The sequence below is a fragment of the Ruegeria sp. YKSD163 genome, from assembly GCF_059612905.1.
In genome coordinates this window covers 64,641-86,735 of record NZ_JBXWRM010000012.1, presented here as the reverse complement: position 1 = coordinate 86,735, position 22,095 = coordinate 64,641, and the positions used below count along the sequence as shown (strand labels likewise).

Below are 22,095 nucleotides of genomic sequence, written 5' to 3'. Positions count from 1 at the left end.
AACCAGATGGCGCGCGTATCTGTCGAATACAAGGACCATATCGCACTTGTCACCCTGACCCGCGGTGACAAGATGAACGCGCTGGACGAGGCGATGTTTCAGGCGATTATCGCCGCAGGGCAAGAGGTTGCAGCCTCGGATGCGCGCGCGGTCGTGTTGTCGGGCGAAGGCAAGAGCTTCTGCGCGGGGCTCGATGTATCGAACTTTGCCGCTTTCGCCGGCAAGGACCCGGTCGAGATGCTGATGCCGCGCAGCCATCACGATGCCAATGATTTTCAGGAGGTCGCGATGGTCTGGCGCCGGGTGCCGGTTCCGGTGATCGCGGCGCTGCACGGAGCGGTTTATGGCGGCGGTTTGCAGATCGCACTGGGCGCCGATATCCGGATTGCCGCACCGGATACGAAACTGTCCGTGCTGGAAATGAAATGGGGCCTGATCCCGGATATGGGCGGCATGGTTCTGTTGCCGCAACTGGTACGTTCGGACGTGTTGCGCCTGCTCACCTATACCGCGCGGCCTATCGGGGCCGCCAAGGCAGCCGAGTGGGGGCTGGTGACCGAGCTGGCTGATGATCCTCTGGCCGAGGCCACCGCGCTGGCGCAAGAGATCGCGGGCAAGAGCCCCTCGGCGATACGATCGGCCAAGCGCTTGATTGAGCTTGCTGAATCGGAGCAGAGAACCGAAATTTTACTGGCGGAATCGCAAGAACAGGCACAACTGATCGGCAAGCCGGATCAGATGGAAGTCATCGCGGCCCAGATGCAAGGGCGCGCACCGGTCTTCAAGTAGTGGGTTCAGACTTTCGCGAAAGTCTGAAGACAAATCCTCGGCGAGGATTTGTGCCAATTCCTTTCAGGAATTGACCTGCACCTATGCGTGCTCTCCACTTCTACCGGCTGAACTCCTAGGAGGGGTCTCACCAAGTACGAAGAGGCAATGTAATCCGCTACTCTTCTTTCTCAACTTTCGTCAATCTCTGCCATAAACGACGAGAATTCCGAAAGGAACATGTCCAGTGCGGGTGAGTCATCGATCAGGGCATGGTTGTTCCCGGGCAGGGTAACAAAGCGCGCGCCGGGGATCAGCGCTGCCATCCTGCGCCCCTCAGCCACAGGCACGCGTCGGTCGCCTTCGGAATGCAGAACCAGTGTTGGAGCCTTGATGCGGGGCGCATAGTCTGAAACCTCGACCGAGGCGTTCATCGTATTGATCCGGGCCGCCACATCCGGCGAGCATGAGACCCGCTGTAACTCGTCAAAGCTGGATTTTTGCGCCTCGGTGGAATCCGGCATCATGCTTTCGGTGAACAGGTGCCGATAGGCCGGGTTGGGTGATCCCCAGCCTTCGCGGATGAGAACGTTCGTCGCCTCGGACAGGGCCGTTTGTTCGGGCGAATTGCGCTTGAGCGCGCCACGAAGATAGCCCGCGATCAGCACTAGGCCTGAAACTTTTTCCGGGTTTTCAGCGGCATAGCGCACAGAGAATGCGCAACCCTGCGAGATGCCGAAGAGAACGAACCGGTTCAGGCCAGCCGCCTCGACGATGCTGCCGATGTCCGAGATCATCGCGTCCTCGGAAATCTCGGCCGGGTCCCGATCGGAAAGCCCATTGCCGCGTTGGTCGAAGCGGACAAGATCGCATCTGTGCGACATCTGCTCCAGAAACGGCCCCCAGACCGGGCTGCGCCATTCATAGTCGAGATGGTTGAGCCAGTTTGGTGCCTTCAGGACACTCGGCCCCTTGCCGATCCGCGCCCATGCCAGTTGTGTGCCGTCCGCTGCAATGCAGAACGATACATGCTGGGCCTGGGAACGGGCGATATCGGGGCTTTTGTCCTGGTTACGGTTCGGCACCCATTGCCAGACACGGATCGGGCGTGTGATGTTCTTGACCTTTTGCAGGCCCAGATCGGTGAAAGACTCCGCTACCCGGTCCTGTGTAATCTGGTGTACGATGTCCGCGATACAGATCCCGCCAGGTTCCGAAATCGCCTCCAGCCGGGCCGCTACATTCACCCCGTCACCGAAAATATCCCCGTCCTCCAAAAGGATATCTCCGATATTGATGCCGATGCGGTACTGGATGCGTTCCTTGCGCGGGGTGTCGGCCTCACGCTGCTGCATGGCCTGCTGGATCTCGAGCGCACAGCGCACGGCGGCCTGCGCCGTGTCGAAGCGCGTCAGCATGCCATCGCCGGTCGTCTTGACGATCTGGCCACCCGCCTGCGCGATGGCGGGGTCGATCAACTCGCGCCGATAGAGTTTCTGTCGCCCCAGAACATCGCTTTCGTTGCGCTCCATCAGGCGCGTGTAGCCTGCCATGTCGGCAGCCAGAATGGCGCAGAGACGACGCTCCATGATCCGATCCCCCGTTGAGTGCCCTACACCCTTGCGGACGATCATACATGGATATCGCCGACTTGCGTGATCCTATTTCAGAAAGGCGCGCCGTGCGTCACGCGCCATGTTGTAGCGCATCTCGAGATCGGCGATCCGTGCCATGGCCGCTTTGCGTTCTGCCGGGTCGCTCAGCCGGGCAAAGGCCGCGCGTGCGTCATCGAGTTGCGTTTTCAGAGAGAACTCCTCGGGGATTACTCCGGCCTGCGCCATGATCCGGAAACCGGCCGCGACAGCAGGGTCGCTCAAGGCCTCCTGGCTGCGGTCGGGCAGGGGTTTGCCCTCGCCCTCAAGACCCGAGAGCTTGCCCTCGGCCCGGGCCTTGAGGATCTGGCGTTCGATCAGGCTGCGCAATGTGTTCAGCATGCGGGCAGCCTAGCAAAAACCCCCACCGGTGGCGACACCGATGGGGGTATTCATGGCCACTTTTTGGGGCGCAGAGAAAGGATCAGCCGAGTTCGGCCAGTCGCGCCAGCGCCTCGTTCAGCCGGGCCTCTTCCTCTTCGCGGGCGGCAAGGTTCTCGCGCGCTTCTTCAACCACTTCGTCTGGCGCGGACTCCACGAATTTGGGGTTGTTGAGACGTCCGCGCAGGCCGCCCAACTCCTTGGCCAGCTTGCCCTTGGCCTTTTCCAGCCGGTCCTTTTCGGCGCTGATGTCGATGATCTCGGCCAGCGGCAGACCAAAGGCCGCGCCGGGGGCGGCGATCGAGATGCAGCCCTTGGGCATCGCATCGGCCTTGGTCAGGCTGTCGATCCGCGCCAGACGCTTGATCAGCGCCTCGTTCCGGTCCCAGGCCGCCTGCCCTAGATCGTCGATTTCCGTAACGATCATGGGCACATAGAGGCCGGCAGGCACGCGCATCTGGGCGCGGGCGGAACGCGTGTTCTCGATCACCGAGATCACCCAGTTCATTTCGCGGTCAGCGGCGTCATCGACCAGATCTGCGGCCTTGTAGGTGGGCCAGTCGGCATGCACCAGCATCTTGGCCCGCTCGGCGGTCAGCCCCCATAGCTCCTCGGTAATGAAGGGCATGATCGGGTGCAGCAGGACCAGGCACTGATCCATCACCCAGCGCATTGTGGCGCGGGTCTCGGCCTGGGCCTCGGTATCCTCGCCCTGCAACAGCGGTTTGGACAGTTCCACGTACCAGTCACAGACCTTGCCCCAGACAAAGGCGTAAAGCGCGTTGGCCGCGTCGTTGAAGCGATAGCTGTCCAGCGCCGCATCCACCTCTTCGCGTACACGGGCGGTTTCGCCGATGATCCAGCGGTTGACAGCGGCCTTGGGCGCCAGCTCGGCGGCGCTCAGCCGAGGCACGGCGTCGGTAAAGACCTCGTTCATTTCGGCAAAGCGGATGGCGTTCCACAGCTTGGTGGTGAAGTTGCGATAGCCGGTGATCCGCTCTTTCGACAGTTTCAGCACCCCGCCAATCGCCGCCATCGAGGCGTTGGTAAAGCGCAATGCGTCGGCGCCGAATTCGTCGACGATCTCCAGCGGGTCGATGACGTTGCCGGTGGTCTTGGACATCTTCTTGCCCTTCTCGTCGCGGACGAGCTGGTGCAGATAGACTGTGTGGAACGGCACCTCGTTCACGACCGCAAGCTGCATCATCATCATCCGGGCGACCCAGAAGAACAGGATGTCGAAGCCGGTGATCAGGACCGAGGTCGGGAAGTACCGGTGCATCTCGTCGGTATCCTCGGGCCAGCCCAGCGTGCCGATGGGCCAGAGGCCGGAGGAGAACCAGGTGTCGAGCACGTCAGGGTCGCGCCAGACCGGGTAGACCAATTTGGTCGGGTCCTGCGACATCTCGTATTCGGCCAGCCCTGCCGCAAGCGCATGCACGGCGGCGGCGCGGTCTTCGACCTCGATCACGCGGGCATGGTTCAGCGGCGTGGGCAGGGGGGCCTCGGCATCGGCGACCTGCCGGATGACCGCCTCGAAATCAGGTGCGCAGAAATGATGTTCGTCGCCCAGCAGCAGTTTTTGTTCCGACAGCAGGCGGCCCATCTCGACCAGGTCGAGGGCTCCGTCGTTCTCATCGTCGGAAAAGCCGTTGGTCGACAGGTCGAACCCATACCAAACCGGGATCTGATGCCCCCACCACAGCTGGCGCGAGATGCACCAGGGCTCGATGTTTTCCAGCCAGTGGTAATAGGTCTTCTCGCCCGATTCAGGGATGATCTTGACCGTGCCGTCGCGCACCGCGTCCAGCGCGGGGCCGACGACCTTTTCGGCGTCGACGAACCACTGGTCGGTCAGCATCGGCTCGATCACCACCTTGGAGCGATCGCCAAAGGGCTGCATGATGGGCTTGGCCTCGACCAGCGGCACGATGGCATCCGCCCCCTCGGCGCCGGGTTTCAGCGCGGTGGTGCCCAGGCGCGGGTCCGAGGCCACAGTCATCACGGCGAGACCCTCGCTGGTGATCTCTTCGACCACTTTCGCCCGCGCTTCGAACCGGTCGAGGCCGCGCAGGTGGTCGGGGACCAGGTTTATCACGTCGATCTCGTTTTCGGTGAAGTCCTTGCCGCGCGCGTAGTCCTGCGCCTTGCCCGCCTCTTCGGCATAGGGCGCGCCATCGGCCCGCATCTGGCCGCGCGTGTCCATAAGGCGGTAAAGCGGGATGCCGCCGCGCTTGGCCACCGCATAGTCGTTGAAATCATGCGCGCCGGTGATCTTGACCGCGCCCGAGCCGAAATCCTTGTCCGGGTACTCATCCGTGATGATCGGGATCTGGCGGCGGTGCTCTTTCGGGCCGACCGGGATTTCGCAGAGCTTGCCAACGATGGGCGCATACCGTTCGTCCGAGGGGTGCACGGCCACCGCGCCATCGCCCAGCATGGTCTCGGGCCGGGTGGTGGCGATGGAGATATAGTCGCGTTCCTCTTCGAGGATGACGTTGCCGTCTTCGTCCTTCTCGACATAGGTATAGGTGGCGCCGCCCGCGAGCGGGTATTTGAAGTGCCACATATGGCCCGCGACCTCGATATTCTCGACCTCGAGATCCGAGATCGCGGTCTCGAAATGCGGATCCCAGTTGACCAGACGCTTGCCGCGATAGATCAGGCCCTTGTTGTACATGTCGACAAAGACCTTGATCACCGCATCATGAAAATTCGGAGAATTTTCATGGCCGGTGCGCGGGTCGCCGGCGGCACCCGCCATGGTGAAGGCATTGCGCGACCAGTCGCAGGAGGCGCCGAGGCGTTTGAGCTGATCGACGATGGTGCCGCCGTACTGGCCCTTCCACTCCCAGACCTTCTTGAGGAATTCCTCGCGGCCCAGTTCGCGGCGCGAGGGCTGCCCCGTCGCGGCCAGCATCTTTTCCACCTGCATCTGGGTGGCGATGCCCGCGTGGTCCTGGCCGGGCTGCCAGAGCGTGTCGAAACCGCGCATCCGGTGCCAGCGGGTCAGGATGTCCTGGAGCGTGTTGTTGAAGGCATGGCCCACATGCAGCGCGCCGGTGACGTTGGGCGGCGGGATCATGATGGTAAAGCTTTCGTCGCGCGAACGGTTTGCGCCCGCCTTGAAGGCGCCGGCCTCTTCCCAGGCCTTGGTGATGCGGGCCTCGGCCTCGGCCGCGTCGAATGTCTTTTCCATCGCCATCGTGGGGATCCCTTCGGTCAATCGAGGGATCAATTACCCAAAGGCGGGGCGAAGGAAAAGGCGGCTGGTCATGTTTTCTTGTTGCTTCGGGCCGGATCGCCGGCGGATGCGGGCGGAAATGAGTATTTTTGACCAGAAAGAAGCGGCAAGTCTTTGTTAACCAGAATCGCCGCAAGCTGGGGAGGCGGTACAGGCTGGAGAGCCCATGACCGCACCAGGAAGAAGCCGCCCCTGTCCCGCGGCAGGATTATCCCCTTGCGGACGGACGGCCACCGGATCGGGGCGCTTCGTTGCTGCTTCTTTCTGGTTACAAATACTCAAATGGCGCACCCGTGGGGCCGGGTGCACCGCCGGGGGTCTATCCGGCTGTCTGATAGAGCGGCACCGCGCTGCTGGCACCCTGGGCCAGGGCCTTGGCCTGGTCGGCGCGGATGCGCTCGTAGAGTGCCAGCGCCTCGGGGGAGAAGAGGCGCGCGGGTGCGTCGACTGGGATGAAATTGCCTGAACTGTCTGTGCCGCGTGCGGGCATGGCATAATCGCGCTCGGCCACCAATTGGCGCGCATTGGGATTGAGATAGCGGATCGCCATGCCAATGCGGCGGTCGTCCGAGCGGTTGGGGCCGGAGCCGTGGATGGTCAGCCCGTGGTGCAGTGACATCTGGCCCGGCGCGAGTTCGATATGGGTCCTGTCGGCCTCGGCCACGTCGACGGCGATCTCCTGCCCGCGCGACAGCAGGTTGTTTTCGGAATAGGTATCCGTATGCGGCAGGATCGGGTTCTTGTGGCTGCCCGCCACGAAGTCCATGCAGCCGCTTTCCACCGTCGCGGGTGACAGCGCCAGCCAAGCGGTCACCTGGTCGGGGGTTTCGCCCATGCCCCAATAGGTCAGGTCCTGGTGCATGCCGACCACATGGGTGGTGCGGGGTTCCTTGATGAAGAATTCGGCCGACCAGACCAAGAGGTCGGGGCCAAGCACGCCCTGGACCAGATCGAGGATGCGCGGATCGCGGGCGATGCGGGCGGCGAGCGGCATCACCACATGGGCATTCACGCGCTTGTACATGTTGAGTGGCAGCGGCAGCTCGGCGGTAAGCCAGTTGCGCTCGATCTGTTCCAGTTCGGCGCGCAGGGTGGCGGCCTCGCTCGCGGACATCACCTGCAACGGGTGCAGGAAGCCGTCCTGCCAGTATTGCGCGGTCTGCTCGGCAGAGAGGTGGCCGTTCGCGGTGGGAATGGGGCTGGGCATCGCGGTCTCCGTCTGTTCGCGTTTCCGGCAGGATAGCGGCGGTGTTGCGCGGTTCAGAACAGTATGTCTTGCCGGTCAGAGCAAGTTCAGCTTAGCCTTGCGGTCATGGTATCGCGGATCCCCTCGCTCAACTGGTTGCGTGTCTTCGAGGCGGCGGCGCGCACGCAGAGTTTTGCCCGGGCGGGGGCGCAGCTGAACATGTCGGCGGCCGCCGTCAGCCAGCAGGTCAAGGCGCTGGAGGGGCATCTGGGCGTGGCGCTGTTCGAGCGGCGGGCGCATTCAGTGGTGCTGACCGAGAGGGGGCGGGCCTATCTGCCCGGTGTGCAGCAGTCGCTCTTGATGCTCGAGACCACGACGGCGGGCCTGTTCGGGGGCGGTGGTGAGCAGATCGTTTATGTCCGCTCGATCCTGCTGTTTGCGCAGGGCGTGCTGGCCCCGGCGCTGGGCGGGTTCATGGCGGCATATCCCGGGGTCGATCTGCGCTTGAGCACCGGCAATGACGTGGCCGATTTCCAGGGTTCAGTGGCGGATATGCAGATCGTGTTCGGCAATCCGGCGTTGTTTGGCGGGCAGGCGGACGATCTGATGGGCGAGCTTCTGTATCCCGTGGCGCATCCCGATCTGGCGGCTGGGATCACCCGCCCGGAGGACCTGTTACGGCATCGGCTGATTGATGTGTCGGCGCATCGGGCGGGGTGGTTGCGCCTCTTCGAGGCGCTGCGCCTTTCACCGGCTGCGGGGCAGTTCCTGTTTGTCGACAACACGGTGATGGCGGCGGCGCTGGCGGCCGAAGGGGTCGGGCTGGCGCTGGCGCGGGCGCCTGCCAGCGATACGCTGATGGCGCGGCATGGTCTGGTGCGCTGCCTGCCCGGGGTCGAGTCGGCGGGGCTGGAGCGCTATCACCTTGTTTGCGAGGATCGCGCGCGGCTACGCGCGCCCGCCCGCCACTTCCGGTCGTGGCTGCTGGATCACCTGCGGGTGGCGCCGGATCAGGCGCCCAGCCGCGCGCGGAAATAGGTTTCGACTCGCGCATAGGCCGGTTCGTGGAAATGCAGCGTAAGAAGGGAATGCCGGTTGCCGGGGTATTCGACCGTTTCCAGCCCGTCGTCAAACGCAGTTTCTAGGTTCCGCATCAGCCTTGCGGGGGCCATCTTGTCGTCGCGGTAGCGCATGGCCAGGGCTGGCCCCTTGGCGGACATGCCCGCACGGGCACCGGAAATGTCGGCCTCGCTCATAGGCAGTGCGTCGCCCCCGAAAACGGGCAGGGCCGGCTGGCTGGCCACAGCACCCAGAACGGCGTCATCGGCCATCAGCGTCAGGGCAAAACCGCCGGTCAGGCACATGCCGATCACGCCGATGCCGCTCCTGCCCTCGCGTTCGCGGATATGGCGGGCAAGGGCGCGCATCCACGTGGCAACCGGGCTTTGTCGGCCCCTGAGAAACATGTTGAACTCGCGACGGACACAGAACAGGCGGACGGCGTTGGTTACAAGGGTGGTCTTGCCGAAGGTTCCGAAGAAATGTGGCAGGTAGACGGTGAACCCCGCCGCGATCAGACGGTCGGCCAGTGCCAGTGTCTCGGGGCCTATACCGGGCAGTTCCTGCAACAGCAGGATGGGCGGACCGGAGCCTTTGACATGCACGCTGTGTCGGGCCTCGCGCCCGCTGTCCAACGGGGCGGCGAAGGTGAAACACTCATCCGGGTTCCAGCTGCACATGCGCGCTTATAAGCCTTTTGCGTGCACAAATCCACGCGCTTGAGCGTGGTACCACTGGTGTAGGGCTCAGAGGCGCACTCTGCGGTATCGCCGGGCGACTGGACAAGCCGTGGGCACAGGCTAGTCTCGGGTGAAGCAGAATGCGGGCGAAGGGGAAAGCAATGGAAAAATTCGGCAAAAGCCAGCGGGTTACGCGGATCGAGGACCAACGCTTTCTGACCGGCCAGGGCCGGTATGTCGACGACCTGGTTCCGGGTGACGCGCTGGTGGCGATGTTCTTTCGCTCGCCGGTGGCACATGGTGAAATCCTCGATCTGGACCTGGGCGCGTCGCGCGAGATGCCGGGCGTGCATCTGGTGCTGACACTGGCCGATCTCGAAGCGGCAGGGGTCAAGGTGGGGCTGAGCGGCACCACCATGGCCAATCGCGATGGTAGTCAGGGGGCAGCGCCGGAACGACCGATGCTGGCGCGCAATCACGTGCGCTTCGTCGGCGAGGCGGTGGCGATGGTGGTGGCCGAAACCGCCGATCAGGCCCGCGACGCGATCGAAGCGATGGGCATGGATATCCGCGACCTTCCGGTAATAACCGACGTGGGCCCGGGCGGCCCGGCGATCCACGCGGAGGCTCCCGAGAATCGTGCCTTTGATTGGGGGCTGGGCGACGAGGCCGCAACCGAGGCGGCCTTTGCCAGCGCCACACATGTGGTCGGGTTGCAGGTCGACGACAACCGGGTCATCACCAACTCGATGGAGCCGCGCGGCTGTTACGCCGAGATGGTCGAGGGGCGACTGCATTTCGCCTATGGCGGCCAGGGTGTCTGGGGGATGAAGGCGCAACTGGTCGAGAAGCTGGGCATCGCATCCGAGGATGTGCGGGTGACTACCCCCGATGTGGGGGGCGGGTTCGGCATGAAGGCGATGCCATACCCCGAATATTTCACCGTCGCCCATGCGGCACGGGTGCTGAACCGACCGGTGCGCTGGATGTCTGACCGGACCGAGGCGATGCTGAGTGACAATCACGGTCGCGACCTGACCTCGCTGGCGGAACTGGCCTTTGACGCCGATCTGCGCATCACCGCCTACCGGGTGCGCACCCGCTGCAACCTGGGCGCCTATAACAGCCATTTCGGCCAAGCGATCCAGACTCAGCTGTTCTCGCGCGTGTTGACCGGGGTCTATGACATCCAGACCGCCTGGTTGCGGGTCGAGGGGTACTACACCAATACCACCCAGGTAGATGCCTATCGCGGGGCGGGGCGGCCCGAGGCGATCTATGTGCTGGAAAGGGTCATGGACCGGGCCGCGCGCGAGTTGGGTGTCACCCCCTGGGAGATCCGGCGCCGCAACTTCATCCGGACCGAGGCGTTCCCCTACAAGACCGCGACGGGCGAGACCTATGACGTGGGTGATTTCGACCGCTTGCTGCGGCTCGCCGAGGCCGAGGCGCAGGGCTTTGCGGCACGTCGCGAGGCCGATGCCCAGTCAGGTCTGCTGCGCGGGATCGGAGTGTGTTACTATATCGAAAGCATTCTGGGCGATCCTTCCGAAGGCGCGGAGATCGCTTTCAACGAGGATGACACCGTGGACCTGATGGTCGGCACCCAATCGAACGGACAGGGGCACGAGACTGTCTATGCTCGATTTCTGGCCGACCAAACCGGGCTGCCGATGGACCGAATCCGGGTGGTGCAGGGCGACAGCGACCGCATCGCGCAGGGCGGCGGTACCGGCGGCTCGCGTTCGGTCACGGTGCAAAGCAATGCAACTTTGGCCACAGTTGAACGCATGGTTGCCGCATTCACGCCCTTTCTCGCGGGCAAGATGGGGGTTGAGGAGAGCGAGGTGACATTTGACGACGAAACCTTTCGGGCGCCGGGCTCCAATCTGACGCCCTCGATGCTGGAGGCCGCTGCGATGGCACGGGCCGACGGGCGCAATGACCTTCTGCGCCATGCCGCGCGGGCCAAACTGCCGGGTCGGTCCTATCCCAACGGCGCTCATCTTGCCGAGATCGTGATCGACCCCGAGACCGGCCAGGCGACGGTAGACCGCTACCGGGTCTGGGACGATTTCGGGAACCTGATCAATCCCTTGCTCGCCGAAGGACAGGTGCACGGGGGAGTCGCGCAGGGGATCGGTCAGGCGCTTTGCGAACATGTCGTGCATGACGACGAGGGGCAGCTGCTCACGGCAACGTTCATGGACTATGCCTTGCCACGCGCAAGCGAGGTTCCCATCATCGGGTTTACCTCGGTGCCGGTGCCGTCGACAGCCAACCCGATGGGGATGAAAGGCTGTGGCGAGGCCGGTACGGTCGGCGCATTGGCCGCGATTGCGAACGCGGTGCAGGATGCGATCTGGGATCGGGGGGTGAGGCAGGCGGATATGCCCTTTACCCCCCTCAGGCTATGGGAAATGCTGAATGCTGAACCTGTCGCGGCTGAGTAGGAAGCTACTGGGATGGCTGGGGCGGCCGCTCAGCGCCGCCCATTCAGGCGAGGTACGCCAGCGCGGACCGCAAACCCATGTGATCATCCTCGACGGGACCATGTCGACGTTGGAGCCGGGGCGCGAGACCCATGCGGGCCAGACCTATCGGCTGATGTGCGAGATGGGGGCGCAGGTTTCGGTCTTCTACGAGGCGGGTGTGCAATGGACCAGCTGGCGCACGACGCCGGACGTGATGATGGGCCGAGGGCTGAACCGCCAGATCCGCCGGGCCTACGGATATCTTGCGTCGCGCTATCGGCCTGGCGACCGGATCTTTCTGCTGGGATATTCACGCGGCGCCTATGCGGTGCGCAGCCTGGCCGGGGTGATCGACATGGTGGGACTGTTGAAGGCCGAACATGCCACGGTGCGCAATATCCGGCAAGCCTATCGCCATTATGAATGCGACGTCCAGGGACCGCATGCGCAGGTGTTTCGCGATCTCTATTGTCACCACGACGTGATGATCGAAATGGTCGGGGTCTGGGACACGGTCAAGGCGCTGGGCTTGCGGCTGCCGGTGCTGTGGCGCCTGTCGGAACAGCGGCACGCCTTTCACAGCCACCATCTGGGCCGTAGCGTGCGCCATGGCTATCACGCGCTGGCGCTGAACGAGACGCGCGACGTATTCGAGCCGATCCTGTGGGACTGCAAGCCCGAATTCCGTGGCCATGTGGAGCAGGTCTGGTTCCGCGGCACGCATGGTGATGTGGGCGGGCAGTTGGGCGGGGATGAGCGCGCCCGGCCTCTGGCCAATCTCTCGCTTGTCTGGATGCTGGAGCGGGCCGAGAACCTTGGCCTGCCGCTGCCCGAGGGCTGGCGCGCGCGCTTTCCCACCGATCCCAACGCGCCTTCGGTCGGAACATGGAACGGGTGGGGCAAGATATTTTTGCTGCGCTCGGCCCGCGCTGTCGGCAAGGATCCCAGCGAGCGGTTGCATGAAAGCGTAACCGGCGACGCGCTGCCCGCCGGCCTGCCGGCCCCCTACCTGCGCTCACGCAGTTACGGCTAAGCGGGCCGCTGCCAGATTGCGCGCCTGCGGCGCAAGACGATACCTCGGCGGCGTGCCGCCGCCTCGGGCGGGTGATCGTTGTGAGGTCGCGCAATGCGTGCCGGTCGGCAACGGGTTGAGAGGTGGGATGCCTCCGGCGGGAGTATTTTCGGCGGAATGAAGAGGTGGGGGTGCCGCTTCTTTCTGGTCGCAAATACGCGACATCAACCGCGCGGGATATTCAGGACGATGCAGGTGGTCGAGCCTGTCGCATAAAGGCGGTCGTCCTCGACGCCCCTGATCTCGCCATGGGCGACGCCGGTGGAGCGGCCGACATGGTCGGCGATCCCGATACACTCGACCTCGGTCCCGGTCGGGATCGAACGGATGATGTTGATCTTGTATTCCAGCGTTGTATAGGCCGCGCCCTTTGGCACCATCGTCTGCACCGCGCAGGCCATGGCGCTGTCGAGCAGGGTGCCGTACCAGCCGCCATGCACGGCGCCGAGCGGGTTGCAGACGTCGAAACTGGGCGTGCCGCGAAAGGCGACGCGGCCTTTCGCGACCGCGTGCAGGTGATACCCCATGGTGCGCGCGATGGGCGGGGCGGGCAGGCGGCCATCGAGGATGCCCTGCATGAAATCGAGCCCCGACATATTGGCCATGTCGGCCGGTCCCAGCAGCTCTTCGGGTCCGTTGGCGAAAGTCATGGCGCGTTCCTCCGGGTCAAGGTCGGAGGAACGCTAGCAGGGGCCGCAGGATGCTCAACCGTTACGCAACGTTCTGGAGCGCCACCTTGTGCGTGACGCCAAGCGCGTGGCAGACATCGCGGGTCAGTTCGGGGCGGTTCAGCGTGTAAAAATGCAGCTTGTCGACGCCGCCCTCGATCAGGTCCGAGCAGAGTTCGGTGCAGATGGCGGTGGCCAGCAGATCCTCGCGCCCGTCGCGGGTGGCCTTGTCAAAGGCGTCCTCGACCCAGGCAGGGATATGGGTGCCGCAACGACGGGCGAAGTTGCGAGCGCCCTTCCAGTTCTCGATCGGCAGGATGCCGGGCGTGATCTGCTTGTCGATACCCGCCTTGGCGCAGGCGTCGCGGAAGCGGAAGAAGGTGTCCGCCTCGAAGAAGAACTGTGTCAGCGCCTCATCCGCTCCTGCGTCCAGCTTGGCCTTCAACCAGTCGATATCGGCCTGGGCGCTGGCGGCTTCGGGGTGGATGTCCGGATAGGCGCCGACCCTGATGGCGAATTTGCCGGTTTCGGCCAGGGCCTGGATCAACTCCACCGAATTGGCAAAACCGCCGGGGTGCGGCGTGAAGCGGCCCGCGCCCTGGGGCGGGTCGCCACGCAGGGCGACGATGTCGGTTACACCGGCCTGTGCAAAACTGTCGGCAATGGCCAGCGTTTCCTCGCGGCTGGCCTGCACGCAGGTCAGGTGGGCCGCCACGTTGAGGCCCGAGGATTTGTGCAGCGTGGCGACCGCGTCGCGGGTCAGTTCGCGGGTGGTGCCGCCGGCACCATAGGTGACCGAGACGAAGCGGGGGGCCAGCGGCGCCAGCACCTGTACCGTATCCCAGAGCCGGAACGAGGCTTCGAGGTTTTTCGGCGGGAAGAATTCGAAGGAGATCTGAGGGGCGGTCATTTGGGCGGTCATCCTGCGCAAGGGGCGGTGTTTCGCCTCTTGTCGCATCCGCAGCATTGTGAGACAACTTCATAATACTCAAGAACAACATGAGTGATACTATAGGATGCATATCGAATTCCGGCATTTGCGGACCATCAAGGCGATCCATGAATGCGGCGGGCTGGCCCGCGCTGCCGATCAGCTGAACATCACCCAGTCGGCTCTGAGCCACCAGATCAAGGGGTTGGAAGATCAGGCGGGGGTGGAGCTGTTCGTGCGGCGGTCGAAGCCGATGAAACTGTCGGCGGCGGGGATGCGCCTGCTCAGGCTGGCCGAGCAGATCTTGCCGCAGGTGGAGGCGATGCAGGCCGAGTTCTCGTCTTTGCGCGACGGGCGATCGGGGCGAATGCATATCGCCATCGAATGCCATGCCTGTTTCGAATGGCTGTTTCCGGTGCTGGAGGCCTTTCGCAAGAGCTGGCCGGATGTGGACGTGGATATCCGCCCCGGGCTGGCGTTTGATGCGCTGCCGGCGCTGCAAAAGGAAGAGGTGGATCTGGTGGTCTCCTCGGACCCCGAGGAGATACCTGGCGTCGAGTTCGTGGAACTTTTCGATTACAACGCGGTGTTTGTCGCGGCCTCGACCCATCCTCTGGCGTCGAAGCCATGGATCGAGGCCGAGGATTTCCGGGGTGAGACGCTGATCACCTATCCGGTGGAACGGTCGCGGCTGGATGTGTTCAGCCAGTTGCTGATCCCGGCCAAGGTGGAACCAGCGCAGGTGCGTCAGGCCGAGCTGACGGCGGTGATTCTGCTGTTGGTGGCGTCGAACCGGGGGGTATCGGTCCTGCCCGATTGGGTGGTGCGCGAAGTGAAATACAGCTCGGACTACGTGACGCGGCCCTTGACCGAGACGGGGATCACCCGGCGGCTTTATGCGGCGGTGCGCAGCGAGGACCTGGAAAAACCGTTTGTGCGGGAACTGGTCGGGCTTGCCCGGACCGAGGCGCGCAAATTGCAAAACCAATAGAGGGGCCTTGTCTTGGACAAGGCCCCGGTTGACGCGTCCAGTTCAGCACTTGCCGAAGCACTGATGCACGATCTGCATGCCCAGGGCCGAGATCGTGACGCAGACACCGGTCGGGATGCCGATGGTCGTGCAGATCTTCAGGCATGCCTTTGCCGCGGTTCCGTTCGGCACCGAAACCGGGATCGGAAAGCAGATTTTCTTGTCGATGATCGGCAGGTGCAGACAGACCTTGTGGTCTTCGACCGTGACCGAGATGCAGGTTTCGCCCAGCACCAGCGGCGAGGCGTGCAGCATGGCATCGGACGGTCCCATCGCCTTGAGATTGACGGTGTCGTGATGGGCTTTGCCGGCGTCGATCAGGCCCTGAATATCTTCCTGGGAAAACTCGTGATAGGTGGTCATGTTCTTCCTCCTGTTCCGGGCGGAAAACGCAGGCGCCGCCGCCCTAATATGATTGAGCGTTAGACTTTCAAGCTCGCTCAAATCTCGATGCGAGCAGGATCAGGCTGACAGGAAAAAGAGTTCAGGTATGTGATCGACATCACATCTTAGAGTAGAGAATCACTCGAAATTGCAATTTATGGATGCTGCGCTTCACAGCTTTCGAACCGAAAAGCGAAGCGCAGCCAGGTCTGGATCAGATCAGCTTGACGATCTGCTTGCCTGTATTGCCGCCTCGCAGCATGGACATGAAGGCGGCAGGCGCGTTTTCCAGCCCTTCGGCCACGTCCTCGAGATAGCGGATCTCGCCGGTGGCCAGTTTCGGTGCGACTTCGGTCAGGAAGGCAGGGTAGCGGTCGAAATGGTTCGAGATGATGAAGCCGTTCACGGAAAGGAACTTCACCAGGATCGAGCGCCAGATTGCCGGGCCGGTCAGCCCGGGGTCCGACGCGCCAGCGCCCAGGCCACCGGCATTGTACCAGCTGATCATGCCGCAGATCGGGATGCGGCCGAAATTGTTCATCAGCGGCAGCACCGCTTCCAGCACCTTGCCGCCGACATTCTCGAAATAGATGTCGACCCCGTCCGGGCATTCTGCGGCCAGCGCCCGTCGCAGATCCGCTGCCGTCTCAAAAGCGCGGTGATCCAGGCAGGCGTCAAAGCCAAATGTCTCGGTGGCGATGCGGCATTTGTCGGCGCCTCCTGCGACGCCCACGGTGCGCAGCCCGGCCAGGCGCGCGACCTGACCCACCATCGAGCCCACCGGCCCGGTGGCCGCGGCCACCACCAGCGTTTCACCGGCCTTGGGCCGACCATGTTCCAGCAACCCGAACCAGCCGGTGAACCCCGGCATGCCCAGCACGCCCAGCGCGGTGGTGATCGGCATCACCTTGGGGTCGATCTTGCGCAGCATCTTGCCCGGTTGCACGCCGTGTGTCGCCCAGCCGAACATGCCAAAGGCGAAGTCGCCCGGCCCAAACCTCGGATCGTTCGAGGCAATCACCTCGCCCACGCCACCGGCCTCCATCGTGCCGCCGATGGGCACCGGCGCGGCATAGGATTTGGCATCGTCCATCCGACCCCGCATATAGGGGTCCAGCGACATGTAATGCACCCGCACCAGCACCTCGCTGGGGCCGGGAGTGGGAATGGGCGCTTCTTCAAATGAGAAATTGGCGGCCTCGGGCGCGCCGGTCGGGCGGCTGGCGAGGGCGATGCGGTACATGCGGTCGGTCATGGAGATGCTCCTTTGTTCGGAAACAGTCTAAAGTGCTGCTCGCGGGCTGCAAACCGTGCCGAGCCGATGACGCGGCGCCATGCACCGGTATGGCAACCGCCTTGCACAGAGAGCCCCTTGGCAAGTCGCGCCCGCGCGAGTATACGCGCGGCTTGACCGAACAGGAGCTCCCCCGATGATTGGCAGTGCGAACCTCAACATCATGATCAAGGCCGCCCGCAAGGCAGGCCGGTCGCTGGTGAAGGATTTCCGCGAGGTCGAGAACCTGCAAGTGTCGATGAAGGGCGCGGGCGATTTCGTGTCCAAGGCCGATATCGCCGCCGAGAATATTCTCAAGGAAGAGCTGCGCAATGCCCGCCCGACCTATGGCTGGGTCGCCGAAGAGGGCGGCTCGGAAGAGGGCGAAGACCCGACTCGGCGCTGGATCGTCGATCCGCTGGACGGCACCACCAACTTTTTGCACGGGCTGCCGCATTGGGCGATCTCCATAGCGCTCGAGCACAAGGGCAAGGTTGTCGCCGGTGTCATCTATGACGCCGCCAAGGACGAGATGTTCTTTGCCGAAAAGGGCGAAGGCGCCTGGATGAACGATCAGCGTATCCGGGTGTCGGGTCGCCACCGGATGATCGAGTCGATCTTTGCAACTGGTCTGCCGTTTGGTGGGCGCGCTGACCTGCCGATGACCCTGCAGGATCTGGCTCGGCTGATGCCGGTCTGCGCCGGTGTACGGCGCTGGGGTTCGGCGGCGCTCGACATGGCTTATGTGGCGGCGGGCCGCTACGAGGGGTTCTGGGAGCGGCGCCTGAATGCCTGGGACATGGCCGCGGGCATCATCATCGTCAAGGAAGCAGGCGGCTTGGTCGAGGCGCTTGATCCCGAAATCTCGATCCTCGACAGCGGCGAAGTGATCTGCGCAAACGGCGACATATTCGATCCCTTTGCCAAGGTGATCCGCGGCTAAGCCGCGGCCGAGATTTTTCGTCGAAAAATCTTGCACCCGGCCAAGGGCCGGGTTTTTGCGTTCGTGGCGCTCACCTGCGCGGTATCTTGGGGATCCGGCTGGGTGACAGGCGGTACTTCTGCTCGGGATGCGGCGGGTGGCCCTCGGTACGCTGCCAGAATCCGCGCCCGCCACGCTTCAGCCAAAGCGGTAGCGTCAGAACCAACCCCACCGCAAACCCGCCCGTATGCGCCCAATAGGCGACGCCGCCGGTATCGGGATCGGAACTGAACCCGCCCAGGAACTGGAACCCTAGCCAGGCGCCCAGCATCACAAAGGCGGGGATCGTGAAAATGCGGAAATAGACGAACAGGATCAGCAGGATATCGACGCGCGCACGGGGAAACAGCAGCAGATAGCCCCCCATCACCCCGGCAATCGCGCCCGAGGCGCCGATGGTCGGCACCATCGACCCCGGCCCGCTCAGAACATGAATCAGCCCGGCCCCAATCCCTGCGGCCAGGTAGAACAAGGCAAAGCCCAGATGGCCCATCTCGTCTTCGAGATTGTCGCCGAAGATCCACAGAAACAGCATGTTGCCACCCAGATGCATCCAGCCGCCATGCAGAAAGGTCGAGGTGACCAGGTTCAGCCATCCGTCGCCGTTCGAGATCCGGGCGGGGATGATTGCATAGTCATAGTAAAACCGGCCGACCAGCCGGGGATCCTCCATGATGCCCAGAGTGGCCAGAAAGATCCCGATATTGGCCGCCAGCAGCAGGTAGACGACATAGGGCGTTCGGCCCGAGGGGTTGTGATCGCGGATCGGGAACATCCCGCGACGCTGCGGGCAAACGCGGCAGAGGTCAAGGGGCGCCGGGTGCGCCGCGTCCGCGGCGCGCCCGGCCCAACTGCCGCGGATCGCAATATCCGGCGGCAGGCGGGAGGCTCCCTGCCTTAGCCCATACCGCCCAGCAGCGCGGCATTGCCGCCCGCCGCGGTGGTATCGACGCAGACATGGCGCTCGGCCAGAACACGGGCGCGGTCGGGTAGGCCGGGGAGCAGCGGCAGGATCGGGCCGGGCCGGCGCGACAGGGCCAGTTCATAGGCGCGCGCGGTCTCTTCGTCACCCCACCAGAACACGCCCGAGATGTCCTCTACCGTCTCCAGTGCTTCGGCGTTCAGCGAACCGATGGCGCGGATAGCGGTACCCCCCAGTGCCTCGACTGCCTGCGCCTGCGCTGCGACCGCTTCTGCCGTGGGGCCAAGGCACAAGAGCGGCGGACGCGCCATCTCACTCAACCGGTTCGACTCGCCGGTCGGGCCGGGCAGGCTCAGTGTTCGCAGCGGCGCGGGCGTGCCGGTCGCGCGGGGCAGGGTGGCCATGGGCGTGGCCCAGTCGGCCGCCGCCTGCTGCCGATCCGGCGCACAGAAGCGCGCCATGTAGTTCGGGCCACCCGCCTTGGGGCCGGTGCCCGACAGACCCTCGCCGCCAAAGGGCTGGCTGCCGACAATGGCGCCGATCTGGTTGCGGTTGACATAGATATTGCCCGCATGCACCGCCTCGGTCACATGTTGCACCCGGTCGTCGATCCGGGTTTGCAGGCCAAAGGTCAGACCATAGCCGGTGGCGTTGATCGCGTCGATCACCTGGTCCAGTTCGTCCGAACGGAAGGTGGCCACATGCAGTACGGGGCCGAAAATTTCGCGCTCCAGCGCCCCGATGCCTGTGACCTTGATCAGGGTCGGGGCCACGAATGTGCCCTCGGGCGGCAGGGACAGTTCCTTCAGTACCCGTCCCTCGGCCCGAGCGCGCGCCACATGGTCCGCGATGGTCTGGCGCGCGGCCTCGTCGATTACCGGACCGCTGTCGGTCGACAGCGCCCAGGGGTTGCCCAGGCCCAGCGCGTCCATCGCGCCCTTGAGCATGGTCAGCACATCCTCGGCGATATCCTCTTGCAAGTAGAGGCAGCGCAGCGCCGAACAGCGTTGGCCCGCCGACTGGAACGCGCTTTCGATCACCGCCTGCACCGCCTGTTCCGGCAGCGCGGTTGAATCGACGATCATCGCATTGAGCCCGCCAGTTTCCGCGATCAGCGGCGTGCCCGGGCGCATATGTGCTGCCATGGCGGCGCGGATCTTCTGCGCGGTCGCGGTCGAGCCGGTGAAGGCCACGCCCGAAACCCGCGCATCCGAGGTCAGCGCCGCCCCCACCGCCGGACCACCCGGCAAGAGTTGCAGCGCATCGCGCGGCACCCCGGCCTCGTGCAGCAACTCTACCGCGCGATGGGCGATCAGCGGGGTCTGCGGCGCGGGCTTGGCCAGCACCGCGTTGCCGGTGGCCAGCGCCGCCGCGATCTGGCCCGAGAAGATGGCCAGCGGAAAGTTCCACGGGCTGATGCAGGTGAAAATGCCCGCAGGCGCCGCATCGGGGATATTGGCCGCGTAATAGCGCATGAAGTCCACCGCCTCGCGCAGCTCGGCCACCGCGTCCATCAGGGTCTTGCCCGCCTCGCGATGCAACAGCGCAAACAGCTCGCCATAATGCGCCTCGTAAAGGTCGGCGGCGCGGTTCAGCACGGCGGCGCGCTCGGCTGCCGGGGCCTGCCAGGGCTGGGCGCGGGCCAGCGCCAGTTCGGCATCCGCCGCACTTGCGGGGGCCACGCTGCCGGGCACGTCATGCGGATCGGCGGGATTGACCACGGCCTCCTCGGCCTCGGGCGAGGCCTCCTCGGCCAGCAGCGGTCCGGCCTGCCAGCGATGGTTGCGGAACGGATCGCGTGCCGCGTCGATCGCATCCAGCGTGGGCTGGTGGCCGAGGTCAAAGCCTTTCGAGTTCGGGCGTTCGGGCGCAAACAGCTCCGGGCCGCGCTTCAGTGGCTTGGCTGGGGCCTTGACCGTCTCGAACGGGTCGGCCGCCACCACCTCGGGCGGGACGTTCTCGTCCACGATCTGGTTGACGAAAGAGCTGTTGGCGCCGTTCTCCAACAGGCGCCGCACCAGATAGGCCAAGAGATCGCGATGCGCCCCCACCGGTGCATAGATGCGGCAGCGGGTCTTGTTGGCGGTCAGCACAAGGTTATGCAGCGTCTCGCCCATGCCGTGCAGGCGCTGGAATTCATAGGGCTGGCCGTCCCGCGCCATATGCAGGATCGCGGCCACGGTATGGGCGTTATGGGTGGCGAATTGCGGATAGATCCGGTCGGTCATACCCAAGAGCTTGCGCGCATTGGCGATGTAAGAGACATCGGTCACCGCCTTTTGCGTAAAGACCGGGAAGCCATCGACCCCCGCAACCTGGGCGCGCTTCACCTCGGTGTCCCAATAGGCGCCCTTGACCAGCCGCACCATCAGCTTGCGGTCGTGCCGTTCCGCCATCTCGTAAAGCGTGTCGATCACCAGCCCGGCGCGCGGCCCATAGGCCTGTACCACGATGCCGAACCCGTCCCAGCCCTTCAGCGCCGGTTCCGCCATCACCGCCTCGATCACCTGCAACGACAGCGCCAGCCGGTTGGCCTCTTCGGCGTCCACATTCAGCCCCATGCCGGCGGCCTTGGCCAAAAGCGCCAGCGCCCGCAGGCGCGGCACCAACTCGTCCATGACGCGGGCCTCCTGCGCCAGCTCATAGCGCGGATGCAGGGCCGACAGCTTGACCGATATGCCCGGATTGGCACGGATGTCACCATGGGTGCAGGCCTCGGCAATGGCGGCAATGGCGCGCGAATAGCTCAGGTGATAGCGCGCGGCATCCGCCTCGGTGCGCGCGGCCTCGCCCAGCATGTCATAGGAATAGGTATAGCCCTTGGCCTCCATCCCCTGCGCGCGTTTCATCGCCGCCTGGATGGATTCGCCCAGCACGAACTGGCGCCCCATCTCCTTCATCGCGCGGGAGACGGCGGTGCGGATCACCGGCTCGCCCAGCCGCTTGATGGCGCCGCGCAGCGCGCCCACGGGGCTTGCCTTGCGCTCGTCCAGCACCTTGCCGGTCAGCATTAGCGCCCAGGTCGAGGCATTGACCAGCGAAGACGAGGAATGCCCCAGATGCTTGCCCCAGTCCGACGGCGCGATCTTGTCCTCGATCAGCGCGTCGATGGTGTCGGCATCGGGCACGCGCAACAGCGCCTCGGCCAGGCACATCAGCGCGATGCCCTCGTCGGTGGACAGGCCATATTCGGCCAGGAACACTTCCATCATGCCCGGCGCGGTGCTGGCGCGGATATCGCGCACCAGCCCGGCGGCCGCGGCGCTGATCGCGGCGCGATCCTCCGGGCTCAGCGCCGCTTGCGCAACCAGCGCGTCGAGCAGCGCCGATTGGTCGGCATAGGTGAAAGTGTCGATTTGGGTGCGCAGGGCGTGGGTCATGATGCCTCC

At 64.4% G+C, this 22,095-nt stretch carries 17 protein-coding genes; 6 read left to right on the top strand and 11 right to left on the bottom strand.

The genetic code is table 11. The features are described from left to right. Positions 1-6: 6 nt before the first annotated feature. A complete protein-coding gene (locus AC2FNA_RS16200; RefSeq protein WP_496828256.1) occupies positions 7-789 on the top strand; it encodes a crotonase/enoyl-CoA hydratase family protein in 783 nt (260 codons plus the stop codon). Positions 790-959: 170 nt separating this feature from the next. Here the strand turns inward: AC2FNA_RS16200 and AC2FNA_RS16195 are convergent, their stop codons facing one another. The 4 genes from AC2FNA_RS16195 to AC2FNA_RS16180 all read right to left on the bottom strand — a co-directional run bounded on the left by AC2FNA_RS16195 (position 960) and on the right by AC2FNA_RS16180 (position 7,252). Further along, on the bottom strand, positions 960-2,357 hold the full coding sequence (locus AC2FNA_RS16195) for an alpha/beta fold hydrolase (protein WP_496828254.1): 1,398 nt from the start codon (positions 2,355-2,357) through the stop codon (positions 960-962). 72 nt (positions 2,358-2,429) lie between these two features. After that, positions 2,430-2,762 (bottom strand): DnaJ family domain-containing protein, encoded by a 333-nt coding sequence (locus AC2FNA_RS16190; RefSeq protein ID WP_496828252.1) that lies wholly within the window; start codon positions 2,760-2,762, stop codon positions 2,430-2,432. A gap of 82 nt (positions 2,763-2,844) precedes the next feature. Continuing rightward, positions 2,845-6,006 carry a valine--tRNA ligase gene (locus AC2FNA_RS16185; protein WP_496828250.1) on the bottom strand — a complete coding sequence of 1,054 codons (3,162 nt, stop codon included), beginning with the start codon at positions 6,004-6,006 and terminating at the stop codon, positions 2,845-2,847. Between the two features lie 358 nt (positions 6,007-6,364). Next, on the bottom strand, positions 6,365-7,252 hold the full coding sequence (locus tag AC2FNA_RS16180) for a phytanoyl-CoA dioxygenase family protein (protein WP_496828248.1): 888 nt from the start codon (positions 7,250-7,252) through the stop codon (positions 6,365-6,367). Positions 7,253-7,357: 105 nt separating this feature from the next. On the opposite strand from AC2FNA_RS16180, the gene AC2FNA_RS16175 reads away from it, so the two are divergent. After that, positions 7,358-8,269, top strand: a complete 912-nt coding sequence (locus AC2FNA_RS16175) for a LysR substrate-binding domain-containing protein (RefSeq protein ID WP_496828246.1) — start codon at positions 7,358-7,360, stop codon at positions 8,267-8,269. Here the strand turns inward: AC2FNA_RS16175 and AC2FNA_RS16170 are convergent. Beyond that, entirely contained in the window at positions 8,242-8,970 is a 729-nt protein-coding gene (locus AC2FNA_RS16170) for a dienelactone hydrolase family protein (protein ID WP_496828244.1), read from the bottom strand. The two genes, AC2FNA_RS16175 and AC2FNA_RS16170, sit on opposite strands and share 28 nt — an antisense overlap. 161 nt (positions 8,971-9,131) lie before the next feature. Here AC2FNA_RS16170 and AC2FNA_RS16165 point away from each other — a divergent pair, with 161 nt between their 5' ends. Both AC2FNA_RS16165 and AC2FNA_RS16160 read left to right on the top strand, forming a co-directional pair. After that, positions 9,132-11,423, top strand: coding sequence for a xanthine dehydrogenase family protein molybdopterin-binding subunit (locus tag AC2FNA_RS16165; RefSeq protein WP_496828242.1), 2,292 nt, complete (start codon positions 9,132-9,134; stop codon positions 11,421-11,423). Further along, positions 11,398-12,477 (top strand): T6SS phospholipase effector Tle1-like catalytic domain-containing protein, encoded by a 1,080-nt coding sequence (locus tag AC2FNA_RS16160; protein ID WP_496828240.1) that lies wholly within the window; start codon positions 11,398-11,400, stop codon positions 12,475-12,477. Before AC2FNA_RS16165 ends, AC2FNA_RS16160 begins: the two co-directional genes overlap by 26 nt. A gap of 203 nt (positions 12,478-12,680) precedes the next feature. Here the strand turns inward: AC2FNA_RS16160 and AC2FNA_RS16155 are convergent, their stop codons facing one another. Beyond that, positions 12,681-13,166, bottom strand: coding sequence for a PaaI family thioesterase (locus AC2FNA_RS16155; RefSeq protein ID WP_496828238.1), 486 nt, complete (start codon positions 13,164-13,166; stop codon positions 12,681-12,683). A gap of 61 nt (positions 13,167-13,227) precedes the next feature. Continuing rightward, positions 13,228-14,094, bottom strand: a complete 867-nt coding sequence (metF, locus tag AC2FNA_RS16150) for a methylenetetrahydrofolate reductase [NAD(P)H] (RefSeq protein ID WP_496828236.1) — start codon at positions 14,092-14,094, stop codon at positions 13,228-13,230. 106 nt (positions 14,095-14,200) lie between these two features. Between metF and AC2FNA_RS16145 the strand changes: the two genes are divergently transcribed. After that, positions 14,201-15,106, top strand: coding sequence for a LysR family transcriptional regulator (locus AC2FNA_RS16145; RefSeq protein WP_496828234.1), 906 nt, complete (start codon positions 14,201-14,203; stop codon positions 15,104-15,106). Positions 15,107-15,148: 42 nt separating this feature from the next. On the opposite strand, the gene AC2FNA_RS16140 is transcribed toward AC2FNA_RS16145, so the two are convergent. Together AC2FNA_RS16140 and AC2FNA_RS16135 are read right to left on the bottom strand one after the other, a co-directional pair. Beyond that, positions 15,149-15,508: a hypothetical protein gene (locus tag AC2FNA_RS16140; RefSeq protein WP_234218315.1), complete on the bottom strand. Its 360-nt coding sequence runs from the start codon at positions 15,506-15,508 to the stop codon at positions 15,149-15,151. A gap of 235 nt (positions 15,509-15,743) precedes the next feature. Beyond that, positions 15,744-16,784: an NADP-dependent oxidoreductase gene (locus AC2FNA_RS16135; protein WP_496828232.1), complete on the bottom strand. Its 1,041-nt coding sequence runs from the start codon at positions 16,782-16,784 to the stop codon at positions 15,744-15,746. Positions 16,785-16,959: 175 nt separating this feature from the next. Between AC2FNA_RS16135 and AC2FNA_RS16130 the strand changes: the two genes are divergently transcribed. Next, on the top strand, positions 16,960-17,745 hold the full coding sequence (locus tag AC2FNA_RS16130) for an inositol monophosphatase family protein (protein WP_496828230.1): 786 nt from the start codon (positions 16,960-16,962) through the stop codon (positions 17,743-17,745). A 70-nt stretch (positions 17,746-17,815) separates the two neighbouring features. Here the strand turns inward: AC2FNA_RS16130 and AC2FNA_RS16125 are convergent, their stop codons facing one another. Next, positions 17,816-18,559 (bottom strand): rhomboid family intramembrane serine protease, encoded by a 744-nt coding sequence (locus AC2FNA_RS16125; RefSeq protein ID WP_496828228.1) that lies wholly within the window; start codon positions 18,557-18,559, stop codon positions 17,816-17,818. Between the two features lie 122 nt (positions 18,560-18,681). After that, complete coding sequence (gene putA / locus AC2FNA_RS16120; RefSeq protein WP_496828226.1) at positions 18,682-22,086, bottom strand: bifunctional proline dehydrogenase/L-glutamate gamma-semialdehyde dehydrogenase PutA; 3,405 nt, start codon at positions 22,084-22,086, stop codon at positions 18,682-18,684. Between the last annotated feature and the right edge of the window lie 9 nt (positions 22,087-22,095).

What these genes read in the sequence shown, in the direction of transcription:
- AC2FNA_RS16200 (WP_496828256.1), top strand. Translation starts at nt 7, where the DNA reads ATGGCGCGCGTATCTGTCGAATACAAGGACCATATCGCACTTGTCACC.
- AC2FNA_RS16195 (WP_496828254.1), bottom strand. Translation starts at nt 2,357, where the DNA reads ATGGAGCGTCGTCTCTGCGCCATTCTGGCTGCCGACATGGCAGGCTAC.
- AC2FNA_RS16190 (WP_496828252.1), bottom strand. Translation starts at nt 2,762, where the DNA reads ATGCTGAACACATTGCGCAGCCTGATCGAACGCCAGATCCTCAAGGCC.
- AC2FNA_RS16185 (WP_496828250.1), bottom strand. Translation starts at nt 6,006, where the DNA reads ATGGCGATGGAAAAGACATTCGACGCGGCCGAGGCCGAGGCCCGCATC.
- AC2FNA_RS16180 (WP_496828248.1), bottom strand. Translation starts at nt 7,252, where the DNA reads ATGCCCAGCCCCATTCCCACCGCGAACGGCCACCTCTCTGCCGAGCAG.
- AC2FNA_RS16175 (WP_496828246.1), top strand. Translation starts at nt 7,358, where the DNA reads ATGGTATCGCGGATCCCCTCGCTCAACTGGTTGCGTGTCTTCGAGGCG.
- AC2FNA_RS16170 (WP_496828244.1), bottom strand. Translation starts at nt 8,970, where the DNA reads ATGTGCAGCTGGAACCCGGATGAGTGTTTCACCTTCGCCGCCCCGTTG.
- AC2FNA_RS16165 (WP_496828242.1), top strand. Translation starts at nt 9,132, where the DNA reads ATGGAAAAATTCGGCAAAAGCCAGCGGGTTACGCGGATCGAGGACCAA.
- AC2FNA_RS16160 (WP_496828240.1), top strand. Translation starts at nt 11,398, where the DNA reads ATGCTGAACCTGTCGCGGCTGAGTAGGAAGCTACTGGGATGGCTGGGG.
- AC2FNA_RS16155 (WP_496828238.1), bottom strand. Translation starts at nt 13,166, where the DNA reads ATGACTTTCGCCAACGGACCCGAAGAGCTGCTGGGACCGGCCGACATG.
- metF (WP_496828236.1), bottom strand. Translation starts at nt 14,094, where the DNA reads ATGACCGCCCCTCAGATCTCCTTCGAATTCTTCCCGCCGAAAAACCTC.
- AC2FNA_RS16145 (WP_496828234.1), top strand. Translation starts at nt 14,201, where the DNA reads ATGCATATCGAATTCCGGCATTTGCGGACCATCAAGGCGATCCATGAA.
- AC2FNA_RS16140 (WP_234218315.1), bottom strand. Translation starts at nt 15,508, where the DNA reads ATGACCACCTATCACGAGTTTTCCCAGGAAGATATTCAGGGCCTGATC.
- AC2FNA_RS16135 (WP_496828232.1), bottom strand. Translation starts at nt 16,784, where the DNA reads ATGACCGACCGCATGTACCGCATCGCCCTCGCCAGCCGCCCGACCGGC.
- AC2FNA_RS16130 (WP_496828230.1), top strand. Translation starts at nt 16,960, where the DNA reads ATGATTGGCAGTGCGAACCTCAACATCATGATCAAGGCCGCCCGCAAG.
- AC2FNA_RS16125 (WP_496828228.1), bottom strand. Translation starts at nt 18,559, where the DNA reads ATGTTCCCGATCCGCGATCACAACCCCTCGGGCCGAACGCCCTATGTC.
- putA (WP_496828226.1), bottom strand. Translation starts at nt 22,086, where the DNA reads ATGACCCACGCCCTGCGCACCCAAATCGACACTTTCACCTATGCCGAC.